18 protein-coding genes and 4 tRNA genes are annotated in these 24,637 nt (G+C 39.4%); 14 read left to right on the top strand and 8 right to left on the bottom strand.

The features are described from left to right. Positions 1-50 precede the first annotated feature (50 nt). From mgtE to ACK8HY_RS08410, 5 genes are all read left to right on the top strand, one after another. Positions 51-1,427: a magnesium transporter gene (mgtE, locus tag ACK8HY_RS08430; RefSeq protein ID WP_416133352.1), complete on the top strand. Its 1,377-nt coding sequence runs from the start codon at positions 51-53 to the stop codon at positions 1,425-1,427. A 258-nt stretch (positions 1,428-1,685) separates the two neighbouring features. After that, positions 1,686-1,759 (top strand) — tRNA-Asn (locus ACK8HY_RS08425). Positions 1,760-1,808: 49 nt separating this feature from the next. Then, positions 1,809-1,882 (top strand) — tRNA-Asn (locus ACK8HY_RS08420). Positions 1,883-1,976: 94 nt separating this feature from the next. Next, positions 1,977-2,050, top strand: a tRNA-Asn gene (locus ACK8HY_RS08415). 57 nt (positions 2,051-2,107) lie between these two features. Then, entirely contained in the window at positions 2,108-3,022 is a 915-nt protein-coding gene (locus ACK8HY_RS08410) for a PfkB family carbohydrate kinase (RefSeq protein WP_416133351.1), read from the top strand. Here ACK8HY_RS08410 and ACK8HY_RS08405 read toward each other — a convergent pair. From ACK8HY_RS08405 to murB, 3 genes are all read right to left on the bottom strand, one after another. Then, positions 3,017-3,274 carry a cytochrome b5 domain-containing protein gene (locus ACK8HY_RS08405; RefSeq protein ID WP_416133350.1) on the bottom strand — a complete coding sequence of 86 codons (258 nt, stop codon included), beginning with the start codon at positions 3,272-3,274 and terminating at the stop codon, positions 3,017-3,019. The two genes, ACK8HY_RS08410 and ACK8HY_RS08405, sit on opposite strands and share 6 nt — an antisense overlap. A 32-nt stretch (positions 3,275-3,306) precedes the next feature. Beyond that, positions 3,307-3,816: an RNA polymerase sigma factor gene (locus tag ACK8HY_RS08400; RefSeq protein ID WP_077432474.1), complete on the bottom strand. Its 510-nt coding sequence runs from the start codon at positions 3,814-3,816 to the stop codon at positions 3,307-3,309. A gap of 261 nt (positions 3,817-4,077) precedes the next feature. Then, the gene (gene murB, locus ACK8HY_RS08395) at positions 4,078-5,094 is read right to left on the bottom strand and encodes a UDP-N-acetylmuramate dehydrogenase (RefSeq protein ID WP_416133349.1); all 1,017 of its coding nucleotides are present in this window, start codon (positions 5,092-5,094) and stop codon (positions 4,078-4,080) included. A gap of 104 nt (positions 5,095-5,198) precedes the next feature. On the opposite strand from murB, the gene ACK8HY_RS08390 reads away from it, so the two are divergent. After that, positions 5,199-5,813 (top strand): TetR/AcrR family transcriptional regulator, encoded by a 615-nt coding sequence (locus ACK8HY_RS08390; RefSeq protein ID WP_077432475.1) that lies wholly within the window; start codon positions 5,199-5,201, stop codon positions 5,811-5,813. On the opposite strand, the gene ACK8HY_RS08385 is transcribed toward ACK8HY_RS08390, so the two are convergent. Together ACK8HY_RS08385 and ACK8HY_RS08380 are read right to left on the bottom strand one after the other, a co-directional pair. Then, on the bottom strand, positions 5,810-6,796 hold the full coding sequence (locus ACK8HY_RS08385; protein ID WP_416133348.1) for a YpdA family putative bacillithiol disulfide reductase: 987 nt from the start codon (positions 6,794-6,796) through the stop codon (positions 5,810-5,812). The genes ACK8HY_RS08390 and ACK8HY_RS08385 overlap by 4 nt on opposite strands. Positions 6,797-6,826: 30 nt before the next feature. Next, entirely contained in the window at positions 6,827-9,019 is a 2,193-nt protein-coding gene (locus ACK8HY_RS08380; protein ID WP_416133347.1) for an FUSC family membrane protein, read from the bottom strand. 256 nt (positions 9,020-9,275) lie between these two features. Between ACK8HY_RS08380 and ACK8HY_RS08375 the strand changes: the two genes are divergently transcribed. From ACK8HY_RS08375 to ACK8HY_RS08340, 8 genes are all read left to right on the top strand, one after another. Further along, on the top strand, positions 9,276-11,852 hold the full coding sequence (locus ACK8HY_RS08375) for a phosphoenolpyruvate carboxylase (protein ID WP_416133346.1): 2,577 nt from the start codon (positions 9,276-9,278) through the stop codon (positions 11,850-11,852). Between the two features lie 75 nt (positions 11,853-11,927). Beyond that, a complete protein-coding gene (locus tag ACK8HY_RS08370; RefSeq protein WP_077432478.1) occupies positions 11,928-12,473 on the top strand; it encodes a hypothetical protein in 546 nt (181 codons plus the stop codon). 394 nt (positions 12,474-12,867) lie between these two features. Next, the gene (locus ACK8HY_RS08365) at positions 12,868-13,746 is read left to right on the top strand and encodes an exopolyphosphatase (protein WP_077432479.1); all 879 of its coding nucleotides are present in this window, start codon (positions 12,868-12,870) and stop codon (positions 13,744-13,746) included. A gap of 74 nt (positions 13,747-13,820) precedes the next feature. Then, a tRNA-Leu gene (locus tag ACK8HY_RS08360) sits at positions 13,821-13,904 on the top strand. 448 nt (positions 13,905-14,352) lie between these two features. Beyond that, a complete protein-coding gene (locus tag ACK8HY_RS08355; protein ID WP_077432480.1) occupies positions 14,353-14,562 on the top strand; it encodes a hypothetical protein in 210 nt (69 codons plus the stop codon). 5 nt (positions 14,563-14,567) lie between these two features. Then, complete coding sequence (ligD, locus tag ACK8HY_RS08350) at positions 14,568-17,264, top strand: DNA ligase D (protein ID WP_416133345.1); 2,697 nt, start codon at positions 14,568-14,570, stop codon at positions 17,262-17,264. 46 nt (positions 17,265-17,310) lie between these two features. Beyond that, positions 17,311-17,496 carry a hypothetical protein gene (locus tag ACK8HY_RS08345; protein WP_077432482.1) on the top strand — a complete coding sequence of 62 codons (186 nt, stop codon included), beginning with the start codon at positions 17,311-17,313 and terminating at the stop codon, positions 17,494-17,496. Between the two features lie 30 nt (positions 17,497-17,526). Beyond that, on the top strand, positions 17,527-17,790 hold the full coding sequence (locus ACK8HY_RS08340; protein ID WP_077432483.1) for a SemiSWEET transporter: 264 nt from the start codon (positions 17,527-17,529) through the stop codon (positions 17,788-17,790). Positions 17,791-18,001: 211 nt separating this feature from the next. Here ACK8HY_RS08340 and ACK8HY_RS08335 read toward each other — a convergent pair whose 3' ends face one another. From ACK8HY_RS08335 to ACK8HY_RS08325, 3 genes are all read right to left on the bottom strand, one after another. After that, on the bottom strand, positions 18,002-18,652 hold the full coding sequence (locus ACK8HY_RS08335) for a response regulator (protein ID WP_077432484.1): 651 nt from the start codon (positions 18,650-18,652) through the stop codon (positions 18,002-18,004). A gap of 69 nt (positions 18,653-18,721) precedes the next feature. Beyond that, a complete protein-coding gene (locus ACK8HY_RS08330) occupies positions 18,722-21,721 on the bottom strand; it encodes a two-component regulator propeller domain-containing protein (RefSeq protein WP_416133344.1) in 3,000 nt (999 codons plus the stop codon). A 190-nt stretch (positions 21,722-21,911) separates the two neighbouring features. Then, positions 21,912-24,326 carry an outer membrane beta-barrel family protein gene (locus ACK8HY_RS08325; RefSeq protein ID WP_416133343.1) on the bottom strand — a complete coding sequence of 805 codons (2,415 nt, stop codon included), beginning with the start codon at positions 24,324-24,326 and terminating at the stop codon, positions 21,912-21,914. Between the last annotated feature and the right edge of the window lie 311 nt (positions 24,327-24,637).

Here is a 24,637-nt window from a genome sequence, read left to right as displayed (position 1 = left end):
GTAACATATAATTTTGTACCGATGTAGGATTTTAAAATCGAAAGGAAGATATGGAAGAACTGGAAATGCAGGTAAGTCAAATAGAACAGTTGATAGCGAATGGCGATCTTGTTGGGCTGGAAGAATTTCTAAATGAATTGAATATTTCTGAGGTGGAGGAGCTGATTGATGAACTGCCAGAACATGGTCCACTTTTTATCGAATCCTTAAATTTAAATCGTGCTGTAAACGTTTTCCGGATCCTGGATTTTCCTACCCAAAATCGGATTTTCAAAAAACTTTCCAAGGCTAAAATAAGTGCTTTAATTAACGAATTGCCTCCGGATGATCGGACCTCTTTTTTCTCCGAAATGAAGGACGATATTAAGCATTTAATTTTGCTCTTACCGCCCAAAGATCGGGTAGAAGCTCTGGCATTGTTGGGGTATCCCGAGGACAGTGTCGGACGCTTGATGACCCCGGATTATATTACAGTAAAAGCGCATTGGAGTATCGAAAGAATATTGGGGCATATCCGTCGCTATGGTAAGGATTCAGAGACCATAGATGTGCTATATGTAATTGACTCAAATGGTAAGCTGATTGATGATATACGTATCAAAGATGTGCTGATGGCGGAACCCGAAACAATCGTGGGAGACTTGATTGATCACCGCTTGATTTCTTTGAATGCCTATGATCCGCAGGAGGAAGCAATTAATATTTTCCGTATGAACAATAGGGTGGCGCTTCCGGTTGTCGATGGGCAGGGCGTGATGCTCGGAATTATTACGGTCGATGATATCCTGTGGGTCGCCAATGAAGAGTATACGGAAGATATGCAACGTATAGGGGGAACCGAGGCTTTGGATGAACCTTATTTGGACGTATCCATTAAAAACCTAGTGAAGAAGCGGGCCGGTTGGCTGATTGTTTTATTTCTTGGACAGTTGTTGACCGCTACTGTTATCGAGCATTTTGAAGAGCAGATGGCGAGCGCGATTATGTTGTTTGCTTTAATGCCGGTTATTATTTCCAGTGGGGGCAATAGTGGTTCCCAGGCTTCGACGTTGATTATACAGGCTATGGCTTTAGGGGAGGTGACGCTTTCGGATTGGTGGCGTGTGATGCGCAGGGAGATTTTGTCCGGTCTGTTGCTTGGGCTTATCTTGGGTGCTCTGGGGTTTTTGCGGATTATGGCCTGGCAATCCTTTGCCCATAGTTATGGTGAATATTGGGTATTGGTTGCCTTGGTTATTTCTTTGTCGCTGGTCGGTGTTGTCCTTTGGGGATCCCTTATGGGGTCGATGCTTCCTTTTGTGATGAAGCGACTAGGTGCTGACCCAGCAAGCTCATCAGCACCGTTTGTATCAACCTTGGTAGATGTTACCGGTCTTTTAATCTATTTTACAGTGGCCACCCTTATTCTCAAAGGTGTGTTACTCTAAGGCTCGTTTGCATTTGATGCATTGGGTGAAATGGGTAAAGGTGTCGTTAATTGGGCGGTGGTAAATAGTAATTACGCTGTTTGAATTGCATAAAGGAGGTTTTTGAGCATGATTTGGAAAAAGAGAAAATAAATTATTCTAATTGGATTTTAGGAAGTTGTAAAAAATGTGTTCAAAAAATTTGTAGTATTCTAATAATCTTCCGATACTTGCATCACGGAAACGCGATAGGGTCTCCGGAAAAATTGAAGAAAATATTCCTGAATAGCTCAGCAGGTTAGAGCATCTGACTGTTAATCAGAGGGTCGCTGGTTCGAGCCCAGCTTCAGGAGCAATTAAAGACTTACATAACCGGAGTTTTTAAAGTATTCAATTTTTCATTCCTGAATAGCTCAGCCGGTTAGAGCATCTGACTGTTAATCAGAGGGTCGCTGGTTCGAGCCCAGCTTCAGGAGCAGAAAGCAAATAATAATATTATTTGCGAATAATATATAAATGTGCTATTTTTGTGCATTCAATGAGAAAGGAGTTTCTCGGAAAGTTAAACATTCCTGAATAGCTCAGCAGGTTAGAGCATCTGACTGTTAATCAGAGGGTCGCTGGTTCGAGCCCAGCTTCAGGAGCAATATTGAAACCGGCTTTATGCCGGTTTTTTTGTTTACCATGCTTATTAAAAAACTATGAGTTTAGTAATTATTGGTACGGTGGCTTTTGATACCATAGAAACACCGTTCGGTAAAACTGACAAAATTCTAGGTGGTGCCGGTACTTTTGCGAGTTTAGCGGCGTCCTATTTATGTGATCAGATCAAATTGGTCAGTGTTGTTGGCGAAGATTTTGGAAGCCGCAATCTTGAACTTATAAAGGATCGCGGGATCGATGTATCAGGTGTGCAGATTGTGCAGGGCGGACAAACATTTTCCTGGTCAGGAAGATATCACAACGACATGAATAGCCGGGATACGTTAGCGACTGACTTAAATGTACTGGCAGATTTTGATCCGATTATTCCCGACAGTTATCAGGACTGTGAGTATCTACTGCTTGGAAATCTGACCCCGCAGGTGCAACTAACGACTTTAGCGCGCTTAAAGCGGAAACCAAAATTAGTTGTGCTTGACACAATGAACTACTGGATGAATGTTGCCTTAGATGATTTAAAGAAAGTACTTAAGGAGGTTGATGTGCTGACGATCAATGATGCTGAAGCCAGACAGTTGTCCGGAGAGTATTCACTGGTCAAAGCTGCAAAGGTTATTTTGGCGATGGGACCAAAATACCTGATCATAAAAAAAGGTGAGCATGGCGCATTGCTTTTTGGGGAAAATCAGATCTTTTCTGCTCCTGCATTACCTTTAGCAGATGTATTTGATCCTACAGGAGCAGGGGATTCGTTTGCTGGCGGTTTTATCGGTTATCTGGCCAAGGTTAAAACCATCAATTTTACCAATATGAAGAATGCTTTGATCTTCGGGTCTGCGCTGGCTTCTTTTTGCGTGGAAAAATTTGGCACAGAGCGGCTAGTAGATCTTACCGAGGAGGATATACAGAAGCGTCTTAACGCTTTTGTCGCCCTTTCTCAATTTAATCTATAAGTTGTGATTAACATACAGGGTTCCGATTACTGGAAATCTTGAAAATACACTGTCTGAATGAGGAGCATCTTTAAGCTCCTCAGTTAGATCCTGTCCCGCCCAGTGTTCATAGTGCATGCCATTTTTCCAAAGCCTACTGTCGCTGACATCATAGATATAACCTTTATAAGCAATCCATACCTGCGGTTTATCCTGGCCATTTCGCAATGCAAGCTGACTCTTGCTGTATTCAGGTAATCTTTCTTTTTCCATCACAATCTGTAAGAATGCGAAGATAGAAAAAACTAAGCTACTTTATAAGCTGACAGGGATCGTTTCATTAATTTTCGGGCCACATGTATTCTTGTCTTTACTGTTCCGATCGGAATGTTTAAATGTTCTGATATCTCATGGTATTTAAACCCTTCAAAGTAGAGGGAAAAGGGGATATAGTATTCTTCTGAAAGATTGGCTAGGGCCTCGTGAATATCCTCCATGACAAATTTGCTTTCTCCCTGGTTGCTTGAAGCGGATATTAATAAATTTGAATTGGAGATGTCTTCATCTTTAGTGATGAAGGAGTTGGTTTTAACAATCCGTCTATAATTATTTATAAACGTGTTTTTCATGATGGTATAGAGCCATCCCTTTAGGTTAGTGCCTTCTTTGAAATTTTTAAAATAGGTCACGGCTTTGAGGATGGTGTCCTGTACAAGATCATTTGCATCTTCATAGTCGCTGGTAAAATTTCTGGCGTAGAGTTTTAGTGAGTCTGATTGCTCAATAACCATGCTGTCAAATTCATTCTTTGTCATAGCTTAATGAATTATAACTGTTCTTTTTGGGAAACAGTAAGTTTATAAAATGCGGTTCGTTAAGTATGAGGCAAATAATGCGCCAAAATCCTTAAAAATGGATTTCTTAATGTAATTTTAAGGTTATTTTAAGATGTGCAAACGTGTGCGTATATTAACCTTAAGTAAATATGCTTGGCTTCAGATGATGTTGAGCTGGAATAGGGGCTAAATTATTGTTCTTTTAAGTTGCAATATGGCAAAGATGTTTTTTTTGATTCTTTACAATAAATTAACTTCACGCTCGAGCGTAATTCCAAATTTGTCTTGTACATCATTAATAATTTGGACAGAAAGGTCATAAATTTCCTGACCGCTAGCATGTTGTCTATTTATTAGTACAAGTGCCTGATTTTTCCAGACACCGGCTTGTCCATAATCTTTACCTTTCCAGCCACACTGTTCTATTAACCATCCTGCGGCAAGTTTTGTTTGTTGGCCGGGCATTGGATAATGTGGAATCGTTGGATAAAGTCCCAATAATCTTTCAAAAGTGTCGGCGTCGATCACAGGATTTTTAAAAAAGCTTCCGGCATTGCCAACGGTACTTGGATCTGGCAGCTTTTCAACACGGATTTTCGATACTATGGTCGCAATATCAGCTATGGAAGGCGTTGTTATATTTTCTTTTAGTAGTTCAGCTTCAATGGCGCCATAGCTTGTATTTATTTGAGGTGTGAGGCTCAATTTATAGGTCACTTCAGTAATAATAAAACGGCCTTTATGGGCTGTTTTAAAGATGCTGTCACGGTAGGAGAAATCACAATCTTCCTTTTTGAAAATTTTAAATGTACCCAATTGGGTATCGAATGCTTCGCAGCTATGAAAAACATACATTAATTCGGTACCATAAGCTCCGATATTCTGTACGGGGGACGCACCAACTGTCCCAGGGATAAGTGCCATATTTTCTATTCCGGCGTAGTTGTTTCTGATGCAATGCCAAACAAAGTCATTCCAGATTTCCCCAGCTTTTGCTGTGACATACACATCATCAGATTCAACTTTTGACTGTATACCTTTACTGGTCATTCGGATGATATATCCATCAAACGGCTTGGTAAATAAAACATTGCTACCAGCACCAAGAACGAAAAAGTTCTTGGTGAAAAGACCCTGTTTAAAAATTTCGGTCAATGTTTCATTATCATTCACTTCGATCAGGTAATTTGTCTTTTCTTCTATTCCAAATGTATTGAAGGGTTTCAAAGAGATATTCGATTGAATGTTTAATTCCATATTGACTTTAGTTTTCAGAAATTCAAAAAAATCAGCTATCTTTAGCATGATAATCGGTAAAGATAGTATAAACCGTTTATTTAACGATAAAAAATATAAGTTTAATGGGTAACGCAGATGTAAAAAGGATCAAAATTCTGGAAGCTGCAACAAGGCGCTTTGCACATTTTGGAATGGCTAAAACGACCATGTCGGAGATAGCTAAGGATCTTAATTTTTCGAAAGCATTGCTTTATTATTATTTTCCGGATAAAAATAGTTTATACTCTGCTGTTTTTGAGTACGTTATTAACAAAATGATTGAAGAGATCGAAGCGGTCATCGATAAGGGGGGCAACTTTGAAGAAATCATGATGTACTCTATTGATATGCGCGTCAAGGCCATCAATCAATATTATAATCTGTTTGAATATACCATGAAAATGGTCAAGGAACTTCCGGATGAATTGGAGCAAGTGTTCAAAGAGTCCTATCTGCGGGAAGTTGAAATTATTGAAAAAATTCTTAAAATTGGCGTAGAGGCAAAGGAGATTCGTGTGGATGATCTGAATGAAACTGCCCGTATTTTGTTGTATTCGTTGTTTGGCATGCGGATGGGTATCTTGAAGGATATGAAAAATATGCTCTTCCCTACGAAAGAAGAATTTGATCATATCCTCAGTTTACAGAAGAAAATGATGAAAATCTTCTTAAACGGTTTACGGTATCAACAGCATTAAATTGACGTTGAGCGGATATGTTCGATAATCTGCTTAGCGTGAATACGTGAATTTTCAATAAACCAGAGGTGGGTATTTAATCCGCCGCATACGACTCCTGCTAAATATAGGCCTGTTATATTTGTTTCCATCGTCTGCTCATTATGGCATGGGATGCAAGGGGCCTGTTCTGGGATATTAACACCTATTTTTCGTAAGAAGTCAAAATTTGGCCGATATCCGGTCAGCGCAAGTACAAAATCATTTTCAATCTCAACAATGCCTGTTGGTGTTTGAATGGAGGCACTTGTCTCCGTAACACTTGTTAATTGGCTATTGTAAAGCACATCGATTTCTCCAGCGGCAATTCTATTTTCAATATCCGGTTTTACCCAATACTTGACTCTTGGACTAATTTCATTGCCGCGGATGACCAATGTTACTTGCGCACCTTTTCGAAATGTTTCCAGAGCAGCATCAATGGATGAATTGCTCGCACCCACAACAATAACTTTCTGACCGCTGTAGTAATGGGGATCATTGTAATAGTGTCTTACTTTGTCAAGTTTTTCACCGGGGATATTGAGTAACATGGGGATATCATAGAATCCTGTAGCAATGATGACTTTTTTTGTAACGTAGCTGCGTTTGCTGGTTTTTACATTAAAATTGGCATCTCCATTTTTCTGAATATCCAATACTTCTTCAAACAGATGTGTGTCCAGTTCAAATTTTTGCTGGATACGTCTGTAATATTCCAATGCTTCCGTTCTTTTGGGTTTTGGATTCGTCGTCACAAAAGGGATATCTCCAATCTCCAAACGTTCAGAAGAGGAGAAAAAGGTCATATTTTGTGGATAGTTATAGAGCGAATTAACTAAACATCCTTTTTCCAAAATGAGATAGTTGAGATTGGCCTGTTTTGCTTCCAAGGCACAGGCGAGGCCAATGGGCCCACCTCCGACGATGATAATGTCATAGGAGCTTGTTAGATGTTCACTCATAATGTAAATTTCGTGAATTTTTCGGATAAATTAGCCTGCTTGTTTAGATAATTCTGCTGCATGTTCGGCGGCACTTTTGTCATGGAGATCCTGGACAATCTTATTTAAATCCTGAGCAATCTTGTACAAGAACTCCAATTGCTCTTCCAGTAGCTTTCCGTCGGCAGAATTCATGTCACTATTGTCAAAGCGATGGTTTGATATTTCGATTTCCATCGGTAAAAATTCCGCGCTGGAATCTGATGAATAAAGCAATTGAATGGATTGATCCAGGCTGCTTAATACTTTCCGTATAGTCCGGACATGTTCCTTGTTAAGGTAGTTATTATCCATCTGATCCAGATGATTCATCAGTGTCACAGAAAACGAAGCTAGAATATGGTTGAAGATGACAAATTTGTTGACCTCCTTGCTGTATTTCTGCCTTTTTTTAGGTTCCGTCAGCATACGCTGAAAGGTGGAACCCATATTTGCGGTTTCAACATAAACGGCTTTTCGGGCTAACTTATAATCTGTAATTGATGGAGCCTGACCCGCAATTTCTTTTAACGCCTGGAAGATGTAATTGTAATTGGCGATCAGCAGTTTTCGCATGGACTCCTTCACCTGCATACTTTCCCAGTTCGGGAAGATAATATAGCTGGAGAGGAAAGCAATCATGCCTCCGATAAAGGTGTCCAAAATGCGTTCTTTGGTTACTTCAAGGGTATTGGAACTGATGAAACTGAGCATGATCAATACATAAGGTGTCATAAATAGTACCGCGACCACATAATTGACCCGAAATAAGCTATAGGCTGTTAGGAAAAAGAAAACTAGCAGTACAAATAGTATGGTTGGATCATGTATTGTCAATAGGATGACAGCCCCGATCAGTCCACCGATGGTGGTTCCGATAAGACGTTGTATATTACGCTCCTTAGTGAGACCGAAGCCCGGTTTCAGGATTACCATGATTGTCAGTAATATCCAATAAACATTGTTGGTGATCTTGGTGGTCTCAAAAACATAATACGTGATCGACATCACAATTGCCATGCGGCAGGCATGTCTAAAGATCGTAGATTTTAAGGTAAGATTTTCACGGAATTTCTTAAGGTCGATGGCGGAGCTTTGGACAAAACGTTTGGCATCATCGATTTCCTTACGTTTGACTTCATCCGGTTGTAGATGTGAATAGCCATAAATGTTTTTGATACGGCGTACCAGATCGCGCAGGTTGATCAATACTTTACGTAGGGCAAAGGTACTGTATTGGTGTTCTTTATCGAGCTGGTCAATTTTAGCATGAAGGCGTGTGAGGTCCGCATCAAAATCATACAAGGGCTTGGGTTGAATATTTGTATTGAGCTGGTAGGCTAGATTGTCAAGCTCATTGGTGTATTTTAAAATGACGTTTCTAAAATCATCAAGGATGCCTGTGGGGCCAAAGCGTTCACTGATAGTATTGTAATCATAATGTGCCGCCATACTCTGCTCAAATAAGTCAACGATATCATTAAAGATTAATGTCAGGTAACGGCCTACTTTTGTGGTGTCCTTAATAGATCTTTTACTTTGAAACAGCAGATCCCTAACGTTTTCCTGATGTTGATTTACTTCAACTTGTTTGTCGATCAGTTTCAGGTAATTTTTATCGTTGTCAATTTTAGCGTCGTAAAAATTGGCTTTCAGCCGAATATAATCAGCGACATAGCGAATGGTTTCGGCAAGTTCCTGCTCAGCTAAGCGATAGGGGCGTGCCTGCGTGATGGAGAGACTGATTGTGATGTACCAAAGACCGCCCAATGTGTAGAATCCGAGATAGTTGATGGCCTGGTCGAGGGGATAGTGAATTTGTACGTGGATCAGCATCATCAGTATGCACATCAATCCCACATTGGCTGCCCGACTATTGAATACTGCAAACATGGCAAAGATAAAACAGGCTATTCCGATAAAAATAGCGAGGAGGTATACATTCTGATTGACAATATTGGTGAGAATAAATGTCAGGGTGGTCAGTATGGCTCCCGCAAACATTCCTTTGCGTCTATGGCTCGGTGCTCCCGGCGTATCGGACAACCCAACTAATAGGGCTCCCAAAGATACAATGGTTCCGTTGGTAAACTGACCAATGGTGGCGAAGATGAGGACAGGCACAATACATCCGATGGTGATGCGCAGCCCATCCGCAAAATATTGACTGTAGAAAAAACTTTTTATTTCTTGTGTCTGTTTCATAATGTAGCACAAATATACGAGATAAGGCTATATTAGCCTGCGGTTTCCCTATTTGCTGTTATAATATACTAAAAACGAAAAATTACTAAATTTCATTAATATCTTTATAATATTTTGATGTTTTTTTTGATTAATTTATATTTTTTTATTTGTTTAAATATAATATTGCTATATTTGGTGCGTAGGGTATTTCAGATATATTACAAAAACTCAAGAGTCACCTAAACTCTCTTGACCATTTTTCAAAGATTTAAATATGAAGCAAAGTAAAAATGAAGCCGTCTTTCAGGACGAGGTATTGACACGCTTTGAGCTTTTCAAAAGTTTGTTTTTAACATTGCCATTTCAACGTGTTAAAGATACAGGTACTTTATTGCCTTTTTTTGCTAAGCAGTGCGAGAAGGGCGTTGATCAGCATTTGACTCCGGATGAGATTATAAAAAGTTTTTTTGATCAGCATGAAGAGTTTTCTTCGGAGGAACAGCGTATTGACCTACTGTTTCGTTTTGTTCAGTATATAGAACGTCAGGTGGTATTGTTTGATGCAATAGAGGATTCATCCTTTCAGATGGTAGGCCGTGGAGACGATGAAAACGTCTTGGGAGCCCTGATCAAGAATGCGGAGGGGAATGGTGATATGCGGCGGAAAATCGTTTCTAAACTAAAAGATTTCTCTGTCCGCTTGGTCCTTACGGCTCACCCTACGCAATTCTATCCAGGACCGGTATTGGGGATCATCAATGATCTGATTGATGCAATAAAGACCAATGATATCCATAGTATACATTTACTGTTGCAGCAGCTGGGGAAAACACCATTCATCAATAAAAATAAGCCAACTCCGGTAGACGAGGCCGCAAGTTTAGCCTGGTTTTTGGAAAATGTTTTTTATAAGGTAGCTTCTGAGATCCAGTCTTTTATCGATGATGAACTGGATGTAGATACTGAAGAGGTAAAACAGCTGATTGAGCTGGGCTTTTGGCCAGGAGGAGATCGGGACGGAAATCCGAATGTAAGTGTTGAAAGTACCAAAAAAGTAGCCGCTTTATTGCGTACGATTTTATTTAGATGTTATTATCGTGATTTCCGCATTGTAAGACGCCGTATCACGTTCAGGGGAGTAGAAACCTATATGGATAACCTACAGACCCTGTTTTATGAAAATAGCTTTAATCCTGTTGAAAATCCGGCAGATGAAACGGATAATATCATTACAAACTTAAAAGCGATCAAAAATGTATTGGAAGAATATCATAATGGTCTCTTTGTAGAGATTGTCGATGATCTGCTCCGAAAGGTAATGACATTCGGTTGTTTTTTCACAACCCTGGATATTAGACAGGATAGCCGTATTTTACGTGAAGCGACAAATTACCTTATTCAGCAAAATCCGGAGGCGACCGGTGTTCCGTTGAATTACCTGGAACTGAATGAAGCGGATAAACAAAAAGCATTGAAGTTTAAAGAATTGGATTTAAGTGTGGGTGATGATGCAGATCCATTGACCAAAGACACTTCTGGAGTAATCAAATTACTTAAGGAAATCCAACGTTCGGGTTCTGAGCGTGCCGCGCAGCGTTTTATTATTAGTAATTGCCAGCAAGCAAGTGATATCCTCGGATTACGCCAGTTATTTTTGTGGTCCGGTTGGAAGAAAGATGCATTGACGATAGATTTTGTGCCCTTGTTTGAAACAGTGGACGATTTGACCAGAGCTGCCGATGTGATGAAGACTTTATATAGCAATAAAGAGTATAAGGCACATTTGAAACGTAGAGGAAATAAACAGACCATTATGTTGGGCTATTCGGATAGTACAAAAGATGGAGGCTATCTGATGGCGAACTGGTCAATCTATAGGGCAAAAATTGAGCTGACAGCCATTTCGCGTGAATATGATGTGGATCTTGTCTTTTTTGATGGCCGTGGTGGACCTCCGGCGCGTGGTGGAGGTAAAACACAACGTTTTTATGCTTCCATGGGTAAGGAAATCGCCAACGATCATATTCAATTGACGATCCAGGGACAGACAATCAGTAGCCAATACGGTTCGTTGGATACAGCTCGATTTAATATAGAGCAGCTCCTGCATGCAGGGATTATCTCCGATTTAAAGCAACGTGTGGGTGATACCCTGACTAAACATCAGCAAGAGATTATAGATAAATTGGCTGAATTGAGTCATCATAAATTTATGGATCTCCGTACGAATAAATTGTTTCTACCTTATTTGGAAACGATGTCGCCATTGAAAGCACTTTCGTCCATCAATATTTCGAGTCGACCTGTAAAGAGAAATTCAGGACGCGAACTAAGGCTTGAAGATTTGAGGGCGATCAGTTTCGTTACATCCTGGAGTCAGCTGAAGCAAAATATCCCTGGATTTTATGGCGTAGGCACCGCATTGCAATGGGCCGAAAAGAACAACCTATGGAAAGATGTGCAACAATTGTATGTTTCTTCGGGATTCTTCCAGACACTGATCGACAATTGTATGATGTCCATGACCAAGTCTAACTTTGATATCACGGCTTATATGAAGGAAGATGAGGTGTACGGTGAATTTTGGAAAAACCTCCATGCGGAATATCAGATTACGAAAGAGTATCTGCTAAAACTCAGTGGAACATCAAAATTGATGGAGAATTATCCGGTAGATCGCGAGTCTATTCTAGCACGGGAAAGTATTGTATTGCCTCTGTTGGTAATCCAGCACTATGCTATCCGTGCGCTCAATTCCGATAAACTGGATGAGGCACAACGGGAAGATTATTCGAAACTGATTGCGCGGACAATATTCGGTGTTATTAATGCCGGAAGGAATGTTGCTTAATTTTTGTTTCTTTTCGCGGATTAGGTTTCGCAGAAAGTATATTTTATCTACTTTTGTATAGTTAACAAAATTGATATGAAGATTAATAAGTTATTTGTTGTAGCTGCTTGTGCGAGTACTGTATTTGCGTCTTGTGGTGAAACAGCTGCAAATAGACAGCGTCAATATGCTAATGCGTCTTTAGCAGATGGTGATGCTTTTGCAATGATTAAATTCGTTGGTGAGGAAGGAAACTATTTAGTAAACCTTGCTGATGTAGCGGCAAAACAATCAACTTCAGCAGAAGTGAAGAATGTAGCGGCTAAGATTAAGGAAGCTTATGCGACGGTGTTGCCTGAGTTGGACGGTTTGGCTAAAGAGTTGCATGTAGGCGATGCACAACGTGGTGTACCTGCGTTTCAAACTCCGGCTTCAATCGGATCGGATAGTACTGCTGCATTCAATGATAAAGCATTTTTGGCAGTGGTTCTTGCAAAACAGGGCGAAATCAATAGCAGATTGACTCGTGAAGAGCTGAACACCAATCACAATGTCATTCATGTTTCTGAAGAATCGTTGAAAAAAGTTGAAGAAATCTATAAACTGGCTGGTGGAAAAGCTGAAGGCCATGGCCATCACTAAGTAAGTGACTCCATGTGTAAAAAAAGGAATGTTCATCCAGGTGAATATTCCTTTTTTTATGCACTTGTTTGCTCGCTGTTACCAACAGTGAATTAAAGGGGCTATAACAGCATCTATAACACTGCCGGAAAACGGAGAGGGCAGAATAGTTTTTTTTCTGTCTGGAAAATATTCAAAAGCTTTTTTTAGGACTTATTTTAACTATTGTCTTTCAAAATTGACTTTAATTTTGTTGGATAGATGCGTTTTTGGGTTAAAAAAGGGGAATCAAAACCAGAAATAATTTGTTGAGTTGTTAAATTAATAATAACTTAACATTACTATAATACAGTTGTTGAGAACTGTGGTTATTTTAGCATGATTTAATCAAATAATAGATAAGAAACAATATAACGTGAGATACGCTGCTATAGATATAGGCTCCAATGCGGTGCGCCTTTTGATCGCTGATATCATTGGGCAAAAGGATCAATATAATTTTAAAAAAAATACGCTTTTACGGGTTCCTTTACGTCTGGGCGATGACGCATTTATCCATCAGGAAATTTCGCCAAGAAAGGCTGAGAGTTTGATAAAAACAATGAAAGCATTTCGTGAGTTGATGGATGTGTATCATGTGGAAGACTATATGGCCTGTGCGACATCGGCCATGCGCGATGCGAAGAATGGTGCTGAAATTGTTGCAGAAGTTAAGAAGAATGGAATCAATATCGATATCATCGAGGGTGCCAAGGAGGCCGAAATTATCTACAACAGCCATTGGGATAACAAGATGGAAAAGGATAAGGTCTACCTTTATATTGATGTCGGTGGTGGTAGTACTGAACTGTCTTTATTTGCGAATGGCGTCTTGGTTAATTCGAGATCCTTTAATTTAGGTACAATCCGTATTTTGGATAATCAGGATAAAGCAGAAACCTGGGACGAGCTCAAAGAGTGGGTACGCAGCAATACCCATATGTATAAGCAGGTGATCGGGATAGGAACCGGTGGTAATATCAATAAATTGGCAAGATTATCCAATGAGAAACTGGATAAGCCATTGTCTTATGCAAAATTGAAGGCTGTGTACGAACATTTGTCATCTTTCTCTTTAAAGGAGCGCATTATTTTGCTGGGACTCAATGAAGACCGGGCCGATGTCATTATCCCTGCGAGTGAGATCTTTTTAACGATTATGAAGTACGGTCGTCTAAAACAAATCATTGTTCCACGCGTAGGTTTGGTTGACGGCGTAATTAGAACCTTGATCAATAGGAATTTAGTGAAATAAAGCATTAAAAAGCATTTTTCGCCTTGCAAAAGAAGGAAAAATCTTTATTTTTGTGATACCAAAGGCGAATATGAGCCCAGGTGGCGAAATTGGTAGACGCACCATCTTGAGGGGGTGGCGCTCGTATGGGCGTGGCAGTTCGAATCTGCTCCTGGGCACTTAAGGAGACACTAGATTATAGTGATCTCCTTTTTTGTTGTTTATTTCGTTACCACTTTGCACAAATCCATACAAAATCTGTTGAGGAGATTCCTCTTCTTCTTTGGTTGCCAAGTGGACATTTCTAGTTTAAAACAGCCAGGCAATAATATTCCATGCGCTAAGGAAGAAAAACTGATATCCTAAAGGTGAAAACTATAATCCCTAGAAAATTGGGCAATCAATATTCCATGATCATACGATTGGAACAATTGGTCACACTAATCCGGAATCAGGTGTCTTATAGCTGCGAAACCTGCATTTCAATGTCCATTCTACCTATATTCCTTATAAAGAAGTAAAAAGAATTCAACCAAACCTTTTCGAGTCATGTTATAGAAGCAACAGCGGCGGCTTAATATTTGTATTTTTTTATGGACAAATATATAATTCTTAAAACACGAAATCATGGCAGACAGCAAATCTGAAAAAGGAAAATCAGCTAAAAATAGGAGTAGTGGTTCTGAGGATGACGAAATCCAATATTTCAATGGTGAGATGGAGATATGCCCCCAAGGGCTAATAGGAACTATTAGAACGATAAATCGAACAGCTGAAAAGTTGTTGAAGAATTCCAGGGAAAATAGATTGCATATTTTCAAATTACTCATAATATAACAGCTATGGGACTATCTAAATATCGCCAGAAACGTTCAGAAGAGAAAACTCCGGAACCTTTTGGCGGAAAACCAAGTGGTACAGAATTACGCTTTGTGGTTCAGAAACACGATGCTTCACATCTACATTATGATTTTCGTCTCGAAATGGACGGTGTACTAAAAAGCTGGGCGGTACCTAAAGGACCTTCAATGGATCCAAGTGTTAAACGACTTGCTATGATGGTAGAGGATCATCCCTATGATTACCGAAATTTTGAGGGAATTATACCAAAAGGGCAATATGGTGGTGGTACTGTTATTGTTTGGGATGAAGGGAACTATGAACCGGCTGAAGGTAATTTTAAAGATGTACCGGGAAAGGAAAAAGAACTTTTGCATCAACTTTATTCCGGTAAGCTTAAATTCAAACTTAATGGTAAAAAACTCAAAGGTGAATTTGCTTTAGTAAAGGCCCATGGCAGAGGGGAAAATGGCTGGCTTTTGATGAAGCTAGATGATAAATATGCTAGTGAACAGGATATAACCTCGAAAGACAAGTCAGTGATTTCGGGTAAAACGATCGCTCAAATGGAGAAGTCTCCGGATAAGATCTATGGAGAAAATATCATCAAAAAGGACAGTACCGTTAAGGATATGCAGTCGGCAAAAGCTAAAGCTAAGGAACTGATCAGTGACCAGCTGGAAGCTGTTCCCACAGAAACATCAAAAAAGAAATCACATCTTCAAGAGCTATTAAAAGACGCTTCCAAGCAAAAATTCTATTCCCATATTGAACCCATGCTTGCTACCCTGGTCGATAAGCCCTTTGATAATGAAGACTGGGTGTATGAAGTTAAATGGGATGGATATAGAGCGGTTGCTTTTATGAATAAGGGTAAAGTTGAGCTAAAATCCCGGAATGACAAGAGCTTTAATGAAAAATTCTATCCTATCTACGATAAATTAAAAGAGCTGGAATTAGATGCTATCTTGGATGGGGAGATAGTCGTACTCAGTGATAGTGGTACGGCTAACTTTGGGTCGCTCCAAAACTGGCGTAGCGAAGCAGATGGTGATCTGGTGTATTACGTGTTTGATATCCTTTGGTATAAGGGGCAAAATCTAAAAGATTTGACTTTACTTGAGCGTAAAACGATTTTAAAAGAAATCCTTCCGGCGGGTAATAGTATTCTGGTCAGTGAACATTTTGAAACCTCTGGAACGCAGTTTCTTGAGGAAGCTAGGAAACTGGGCCTTGAAGGAATCATGGCCAAAAGAAAGGACGGAATATATCATGTTCATAATCGTTCAAAAGATTGGTTGAAAATCAAAGCGAATAAAAGACAGGAAGTCGTCATAGGAGGGTATACACTGAATGATGATTCCAGTAAATTGTTTAGTAGTCTCCTTGTAGGTATCTATGAAGGGGAGAAACTGATCTATACGGGTAAAGTTGGTACTGGCTTCAATCAAAAGCTTCAGAAGGAAATGATGGAGCTTTTTAAACCTCTTATTGTTTCTAAAACACCTTTTTCGGAAGAACCGGATATCAATAAACCCTCACGTTTTAGACCCAATCCGCCACATGCCACGGTCACATGGCTAAAACCGGACCTTGTTTGTGAAGTGAGCTTTACGGAGTTAACTGGCGACGGAATAATGCGGCATCCTTCTTTTGATGGCATGCGTGACGATAAAAATGCTAAAAAAGTTGTTTTGGAAGAAGAGGCTCCAACAGAAAAAATAGTAGATATGGCAGATAAAATCATTACTCCTAGAGAAAAGGTTGAGCGAAAGACGCTATTGAACCCTAACGATAAAACCCAGGTCAGAAAGATAAACCGTCATGAATTAAAATTCACCAACCTAAATAAAGTTTTCTGGCCCAAAGAAGGAATAACCAAGCGGGACCTTATTAATTACTATTACCAAGCGGCTCCATTTATATTGCCTTATTTAAAAAATCGCCCACAGAGCATGAACCGTTTTCCTGACGGTATTGAAGGTGAAGGCTTTTACTTTAAAAATGTAACGGATACCGCCCCTGATTGGGCGGAAACTTACCTTTACCATAGTGATACAGATGACAAGGATAGGCATTATCTAGTAGGAAAAGACGAAGCTACACTGCTTTACATGGCCAATCTTGGCTGTATTGAGATGAATCCCTGGAGTAGTACAGTCAAAAAGCCTGAAAATCCCTCTTTCTGTATTATTGACCTTGATCCTGATAAAAATTCATTCGATCAGGTAATTGAGGCAGCACAGATTACCAAGAGCATACTGGATGATATGGGTGTATCCAGTTATTGCAAAACCAGCGGTTCTACAGGTCTTCATATCTATATTCCGTTAGGTGGAAAATATAGCTATGAACAGTCCAAAGAATTTGCCAGGGTGATTGTCACTTTAGTTCACAATGAACTTCCAAAATTCACAAGTATAGAACGATCAATTAAAGATCGCAAAGGAAAAATGTATCTGGATTTTTTACAGAATAGGCCCCATGCAACAATTGCTGCTGCCTATTCAGTTCGTCCTAAACCGGGGGCAACCGTATCCATGCCGCTTCATTGGGATGAAGTGAAGAAAGGTTTGAAAATAAGTGATTTTCATATCCTGAATGCCATTGAAAGAATGAACAGTGAAGGGGATATTTTTAAACCCGTACTGGGAAAGGGAATCAATTTAAAAAGTATAGTAGAAAAATATTATAAATAAATTATGCATTTTTCAAGCATAATATATAACCGTAAAACAAATAGTTATGAACGTTAAACGCATTTTTGGAACAATATTGACGGTCCTGGGAATCATTGGCTTAATTTACACGGGTTATGAACTGATCAACAAAAGCAGTGCATACATGGAATTGGCGGTAGTAGGAGTTCTTGGTTTAATTTTCTTTTTCGCGGGTATAGGACTTGTGAAGAATACCAGGGATGAGTCTTAAACTTAAATAGTACAGTTTTTGATTTTAACGATGAATGAAAATCTGTTAGGAATTGCTGCCGGGATATTAACTTCCATATCAATGCTCCCCCAACTTATAAAAGTTATCAAGGAAAAAAATGTTGGTGATTTGTCATGGATCATGATACTGGTTCTTATTTTGGGACTTTCTCTATGGGTATGGTATGGAGTTTTGAAAAATGAACACCCGATTATTATCTCAAATGCATTCGCGGTATTGGTGAATGTTTGCCTTTTTATCTGCTATTTTTTGTATAAAAATAGTGCTGATTAAATCGGGGGCATGACGATTTGGATTTTAATACAGTCTTTGCTGATTATCTTGGAGAGAAAACCTAGTGTTTTTGGAAACTACCTTACCTACATATTTAGGACTTACATATACGAAAAGTTGAAGTCTACCCTAATGATACTGTATTGATGTGTATTTAGCTTTTAGGACGTATTTAAACCTTATTCTATTGCATTGATAAATGCACTATGCTTTATTTGTTATTTTTTTCCTCAGAGGAACTATGTCTTAATGCCTTGACCACGGCCTCGCTTTTGGAGTTGACCTGGAGTTTATCGTAGATCTTTTTGATGTGTGATCGGACGGTATCCATAGAAATAAAGAGTTTATCTGCGATCATTTTATAACTGTATCCATCCACTAGGAGATCCAGAACCTCTTTCTCACGGGCGGATAGATTGAAACTGGATGTTCTGGTGGCCTTTCCATCCGCAAGCATATGCAGTACCTGTGTGGCAATAGAGGAAGTCATGGGTGCACCTCCACTTAAAGCATCTTCGATATATTCAAGAATTTTTGCAGGTGGTGTTTTTTTTAAAATATAACCATTGGCACCGGCCTTTATAGCTTCGAAAACATTGACATTGTCGTCAAATACGGTAAGCATGATGATTTTGCCCTTGAACCCAGACCCCCTTAATAGTTTTAATCCAGAGATCCCATTTATAAAAGGCATGTCGATATCCATTAGAACCAGATCGGGTGCGTGCTTTTTGATATCTTCAAGCGCATTGGCGCAATGGCCATAGGCAGCCTGTACCCGATATTTTGGATCACTGTTGATCAGGATGGACAACACCTCTCTCAATTGGCTGTTATCTTCGTATATAAGGATCTTTGTCATAATCTACACTACAATTTTATGAAAAATTTACAATGGGATCAATCGCATATTGATGTGAATTGCTTTTCCTTAGATTTTCATGATTATTGAAATGCTGGTTCCTGCACCTATGGATGAGGAAATCTTAAGTTCAGCTCCTAAGGCTTTGCTTCGTTGGTTCATATTGAACAACCCATTGCCGGATTGTTGCTGGGTGCAGTCGAAACCTTTGCCATTATCTTTGATGACCATTTCGATATGCGATGCACCCGCTCTGATGCGGATATCCACTAGCGTGGCTTCAGCGTATTTGGAAATGTTATTTAGTGCTTCTTTATAGATCAGGAATAGATTGCGGCGTTGTTCCATAGCTAATTTTATATTCCGTATACTGTCGTCTGCGCTAAAAATACACTGTATTTTCAACGGATCTAAAATCAGGGCAGCATGTTCGCGCATACGTGCCACAATTTTCTGCAGGAGGTCATTATCTGGTTTTATGCTCCAGACAATATCATCCATCGCCTGCATCATCTGTGAACTGTTTGTGCCAATCCTGTCAAGATAGGACTGGACGATATGCTGTTGGTCCGAAAGGTCTTTTTTTGCTACTTCGCTCAGAATATGGATGGAGGTGAGTGTAGAACCGACATCATCATGTAAGTCGCGGGCGACCTTTTCGCGTAGCCGGTGTACTTCCAGCAGCCTTTTTAACCGATAACGGTGTAAAATGAAAATTCCGAGTAAAATAAAGAGAATGATTAGAACGAAAAACCACCAGGTCTGATAGAATGCTGGTCTTATCGTGATCGGCAACCGGGTTATTGCTGAAAATTTACCTTCCTGATTTTCCGAACGTATCATAAAGACGTATTCTCCAGGTGATAATGCAGCAACTCTAACGCCTAATCGAGGATCGCTTAGTATCCAGGAATCTTCTGATCCCTCAAGCCGATAATAATATTTGAAATTGTCACGATCATTATAGGAGAGTGTAGAATAAAAAATGGAAAAATAATTTTGCCAGTTCTCCAATGTGACACCTCCGGCCTTGTTCAATGAATCTACAGATAAATAATTGTCAAAAAGTTTAAAATCGGTAATATGCAGTTTTTTAGGTGCCGCATTATTATTGTTCAATTTTGAAGGGTCGAAGATAAGGATAACCTTGTCGCTGCTAAATGCTATTTTTCCACTTTCAAGCTTGATGCCTCGCATGGGCAGATTAACGATATTTGACGTGTTGATTAGACCATGCTGCTTATTGAAGGAATGGAATTCTTTTTTGTTGGGGTCAAAACGGCAAATACCAGCGGTAGTGCTCATCCAGAGTAGACCTTCATTATCGGTGACCAAGGCCGTGATCATATTCTGTGGCAATCCATTGTTAATATTATATTGCATAATATGACCGTTAGAAAGGTTTAAGATATCTAGACCAGAATATCCTGCTATCGCGAGGAACCTGTTCCCAATAAATTCAATATCCTGAATTTTTGAAGTGCTAAGACCATGGTTTCCGGCTTTGTAGTTTTTTAGAATTTTTCCGGAACCACCATCCAGTTCAAATACGCCCGAGCCACGCGTACCTATCCATATCTTATTACCTTCACCGGGCCGAATGCAGGAAATGGCAGATTTTAAATCAGTGAGTAAAGCGAGTCCACTGCTACTTGTCCTAATTATTTTGCCATTATCTGTTCCAAACCATACCTGACCACCGCTGTCCATGGTAATATGCCGGATGGATTGTCCTTCAAAAACTTTAGGTACTAGAAACTGGGATTTTTTGGTTTTTGTATTAAAAAGGATCAATCTCCCATCTTTACATCCGATCCAGGTATTTCCCCGCTTTGGATCGTATGTCATCGCCCAGATATGCCTGAAATTAACATCCTGTTGTGGTACACCTTTGAATAAGAGTGTACTTAGCTCAGGCTCATGGCTTATGTGTAGTGCGCTGTCATATTTAAATGTTGTTAATTTTTCACCCCAGGAGCTGACCAGAATGCGATTAGAACCGAAGGAAGTTAAATCGGTGATAGCAGCTTTATGGAATATGGTGGAAGTAACGATGTTTCGCACATGATCTCCTATGATGGACATGATGTACAGCCCGTTGTCTGTCGCGACCCACAGGTTGTTGTCGCGGTCTCTAAAAACCTGTGAAACTGTCGTTATCTGTATCCCATAGTCCATGTTTTTTCGATCATAGAATTGGGTAAACTCCTTTTTTTCTTCGTCGAAAAGATTGAAAAGATCTACACCGTAGCTCCATACGATATGGTCGTATTCAAAGCAATCATAAAAATCGTGATAGTTACTGTCACTATTGGGGGCAGATTGTATAATTTTCTTTTGTTGAAAATTAGCATCGGTAAGATAAATCAGCCCGTTCGAGTGGCGTAATTTGGTGTGAATAAAAAAACGGGATTTGGAATCGATGAAAAAGCGGTTTATGTTTTTAAATGACCTGAGGTTGTTATCTGTAAAAAAAGACCTTTTCTTTTGGTCAAAATATCCCATTCCTTGCTTGCCCGATATCCAGACAATGCCCTTTTGGTCATATTGTAGCCAGGTTGGTTCCCAGTCTGCGGGAAAATCAATGATATTTTTGTTGGATTCAAATTTATTTTTCGATTCGTTCAAAGTCAAAATATCCACTCCATGAAGAATCAGAAAGATGTGCTGACCCTGTTGGACGAGGCGAATCTGATAGTTCTGAAAATCTTTGCTGTATTTGTCTACAGCGATTTCCTGTGTCTTGTTCGTGTGGGAATTTAGTAGAAAAAATTTATGCTCCATTCGCACCAGAAGGGATTTCGACTTTGTTGCAATAAGCAATTGGTCAACAGGCAATCCCGGAAGGCCCAAACTCAGGAGCCGGCGGAAACGCATGCCATCATAACGTTGCAATCCATTTTTGGTTCCAACCCAAATGAATCCATCCTCCGTTTGCGTGACGCAGCTCACAAAGTTAGACGCTAAGCCTTCGGTTATGCGGTTGAACGAGATCTCCTTTGCTGTCAACAGCAATGGGAATAAGGTCAATACAGCCATTAGGTATAGGATAAACCTTTTGCTTTTCATTATGGGCGATTATTTTTATAAAAATGCAATAAATCTATGGTTTAATAAAATCGGGGCGCTCTGTAGCAACCATTTATTTCAAAATCATCCAAATAGGTGATCTGTTTTGCTAGTGAAATTTTTCATCTTCCTATAGATCAGAGGCGGAATGACCCTACCAGAAGATATTATGAATGGTTTGCAGCGCGTATTATTCGGCCCGTCGTTTGAGATCCTCGGCTCCCCCGGTTTTTCGGTTTTGTATAGATTTTCCACCTCCAAAACTATAGCTATAGGACAGCATCACTACCTTCGTATCTCTTTTTGAGCTAAAATTTTCCCTGTAATTATTATAAACCGTCAGTCCCTTGTAATAGTTGGTCCAGAAGATGTCTGTAAAAGATACTTTCAATGTACTGTTATTTCGGAATTTTTTCTGGGCACCGATATTGACCGACCAGAGCGGTGAGATACGAACGAAAGCGTAGACTTCGGCCGACTTATAATTTGCAGCAAGCTCTGCCGAATAATTATTGCCTAATCTAAAGTTATTTACTGTATTTATGTCAATATTAAAGTTTCCCTTGTTATTGATCTGTGTTTCTGAGATATTCCCCGTATAAGAGCCGTAATATAAATTGAGGTTTGTATTCAGATCCCACCAAGTTAATACTTTAAAAGGAGCAACGAGGTATAGTCCATAATATGAAGCTGATCTGAGGTTCTCGTCTGTCTGCACCGAAATGTTCTCCCCATCTTCGACTATAGGTTTTACGACCGATGTGATATTATCTGAGGTTTTGCTATAGCTTATTGTGGCCAGGTATTTACTTTTTAGGCTATAAGTCAGTTCGTAATTCAAGGACGTCTGCGCATTCAAATCGGGATTTCCTGTTTTATAGGTTGTGGCGTTGATATAAAATTTAAACGGATTGAGCTGTATATAGCTGGGACGTGAAATTCTCCTGCTAAAGTTTACCTCCAGATTGTTTTCCGAACTAAGATCAAATGTTATTGATGCACTGGGGAACAGCTGTGTATATATTCTTTTATTGACTAGATTCATCGTGACTTGTGTTCCGGTGACATTGCTGTGTTCAGCCCTCAATCCGACAACGGCTTTCATATTTTTCCATTTTTTTGAGAGATTGCCATAGACAGCATGGATGTATTCCTTATAAATATAATGATTAGACTTATTCACATCGAGTTGCGGATTATCGGTACTGTAATCATAGAATACCATGTCGTTATCGGATTTGACAAAACTGGTTTTAATTCCGGTTTCAAATTTCCAATGCTGTTTAAATACTTTTATCGCGTCACTCTTTAAGGAAAAAATGTTTAGGCCGCCGTCTATATCTCCTTGTAGGAGGTAAGGGGCGGGCATGGTTTGGCCCGGCAGGGTTGTTTGGGTGTTAAAGTTTTGGTCAGACTTATTGAAATAGTGGATAAAATCGAGGTCGGTACTTACTTCAGAACCGATCGAGTCTATGGAATATTTGTGGTTTAAGTTAATGCTGCCGTTTCGCCATCTATTTTTTGCGTTGCTTTGGGTTTCTATTTCTTTTGTAAGCACAGATTCACTATTCAGTATAGTCGTTTTACTATTACTGTTGGGAGTCATAATATTACTATTGAAACCGACGGAGATACCGAAGAGATTTTTATCGTTAAGATTATAGTCCAACCCCAGTTTTCCGCTATGATTATGGGAACCTGTTTTTATGAAATTATCCTGAAGATATGCTTTTACGAAATTTTCTTGATTATAAAAGTTTCGGTTCAAGATCAGATCATTTGACATTTCACGATAAGCGAAATTATAGTTGGCAAACAGATTCACATGGTTACTCCTGTGGTTGATATGTAGACTATTGCTGTTTTTGATGTATCTTCCTGTGCCTATTGCCGTAGTTAATGTCCCATTTGTCCCTTTCTTTGTTCCTTTTTTCAGTTTGATATTGATTATAGCTGTACCTGCGGCGTCATATTTTGAGGACGGGTTAGTGATAAATTCAATTTTTTCGATACTGGAGGCTGGGATCCCCCGCAGATAGTCTGCAAGGGCATCGGCTGTTAGTGGTGTGTTTTTCCCATCGATCTGTATAAGTAAATTCCCTTTTCCCCTCAAGCTTATGTTGTCATTGGCGTCAACATTGACCCCAGGTGCTTTTTCTAATACTTCAAAGGCTGAACCACCGATATTTTGAAGACTATTTTCTACATTTAAAATTATTTTTCCTTCCTGTCGCTCTATGTAAGGGCGGACTTTGTTGACAACGACAGTCTCCAATATTTTATCATTTATCATGATTGTGGGAAGTAGTAGCGATTGATCCCGAACCTGAAAAACTTGTGAATTATAGATATCCGCACGGTTTCGACTAATTTTTAAATAATAGGATCCACTGGCTAACCCGTCGAATTTAAATTCTCCGCTAGTATTAACTAACTCGGTTTTTAACAGCTTGCTTTCGAGATTGAATAGATTTACTTCCAAATCAGTGCTGTTCGAGGTAAGCACTTTTCCTGAAAGCACATAATGCACCGTTTGCGGCTGCCCAACGAGTCTAGCGATTTGAAACATGAATATTATCAATAATAGGAAGATGTTTTTTTTCATCGAATCAGTGATTTTAGTGGTCTTTAATAGGGACTGTTTTTATCTACAAAAGTAGTTCGCATTTTTTTTGTGAACTATCACATGTTTGTGGGATTATTTAAATCATTCTTTCAAAGAATCGGGGCTATGGGAAACCCCGATCTTCTTTTTTAACATGGAAATATCCTCGCGACATGTCCTCACATATGAAACTACTATTACTAACTAGTCAATTTTGAGATATTATATGGCTTTTATTTGTCCTGACAATTAGCCTATAAAGATGTTGCAAATTAGAAATAATAGTAAGCCGGATAAATCACATGTTAATG

It is taken from the genome of Sphingobacterium sp. NGMCC 1.201703 (assembly GCF_047784615.1).
Classification (GTDB): domain Bacteria; phylum Bacteroidota; class Bacteroidia; order Sphingobacteriales; family Sphingobacteriaceae; genus Sphingobacterium.
Note: the sequence above shows the minus strand (reverse complement) of the source record. Positions and strands in the feature narration are given on the sequence as shown.

Excerpts from the sequence above, each read along its gene's own strand:
- ACK8HY_RS08405 (WP_416133350.1), bottom strand. The coding sequence starts at position 3,274 with ATGGAAAAAGAAAGATTACCTGAATACAGCAAGAGTCAGCTTGCATTG.
- ACK8HY_RS08325 (WP_416133343.1), bottom strand. The coding sequence starts at position 24,326 with ATGAAAAAAAACATCTTCCTATTATTGATAATATTCATGTTTCAAATC.
- ACK8HY_RS08400 (WP_077432474.1), bottom strand. The coding sequence starts at position 3,816 with ATGACAAAGAATGAATTTGACAGCATGGTTATTGAGCAATCAGACTCA.
- ACK8HY_RS08355 (WP_077432480.1), top strand. The coding sequence starts at position 14,353 with ATGGCAGACAGCAAATCTGAAAAAGGAAAATCAGCTAAAAATAGGAGT.
- ACK8HY_RS08335 (WP_077432484.1), bottom strand. The coding sequence starts at position 18,652 with ATGACAAAGATCCTTATATACGAAGATAACAGCCAATTGAGAGAGGTG.
- ACK8HY_RS08370 (WP_077432478.1), top strand. The coding sequence starts at position 11,928 with ATGAAGATTAATAAGTTATTTGTTGTAGCTGCTTGTGCGAGTACTGTA.
- mgtE (WP_416133352.1), top strand. The coding sequence starts at position 51 with ATGGAAGAACTGGAAATGCAGGTAAGTCAAATAGAACAGTTGATAGCG.
- murB (WP_416133349.1), bottom strand. The coding sequence starts at position 5,094 with ATGGAATTAAACATTCAATCGAATATCTCTTTGAAACCCTTCAATACA.
- ACK8HY_RS08340 (WP_077432483.1), top strand. The coding sequence starts at position 17,527 with ATGAATGAAAATCTGTTAGGAATTGCTGCCGGGATATTAACTTCCATA.
- ACK8HY_RS08390 (WP_077432475.1), top strand. The coding sequence starts at position 5,199 with ATGGGTAACGCAGATGTAAAAAGGATCAAAATTCTGGAAGCTGCAACA.
- ACK8HY_RS08410 (WP_416133351.1), top strand. The coding sequence starts at position 2,108 with ATGAGTTTAGTAATTATTGGTACGGTGGCTTTTGATACCATAGAAACA.
- ACK8HY_RS08345 (WP_077432482.1), top strand. The coding sequence starts at position 17,311 with ATGAACGTTAAACGCATTTTTGGAACAATATTGACGGTCCTGGGAATC.
- ACK8HY_RS08380 (WP_416133347.1), bottom strand. The coding sequence starts at position 9,019 with ATGAAACAGACACAAGAAATAAAAAGTTTTTTCTACAGTCAATATTTT.
- ACK8HY_RS08375 (WP_416133346.1), top strand. The coding sequence starts at position 9,276 with ATGAAGCAAAGTAAAAATGAAGCCGTCTTTCAGGACGAGGTATTGACA.
- ligD (WP_416133345.1), top strand. The coding sequence starts at position 14,568 with ATGGGACTATCTAAATATCGCCAGAAACGTTCAGAAGAGAAAACTCCG.
- ACK8HY_RS08385 (WP_416133348.1), bottom strand. The coding sequence starts at position 6,796 with ATGAGTGAACATCTAACAAGCTCCTATGACATTATCATCGTCGGAGGT.
- ACK8HY_RS08330 (WP_416133344.1), bottom strand. The coding sequence starts at position 21,721 with ATGAAAAGCAAAAGGTTTATCCTATACCTAATGGCTGTATTGACCTTA.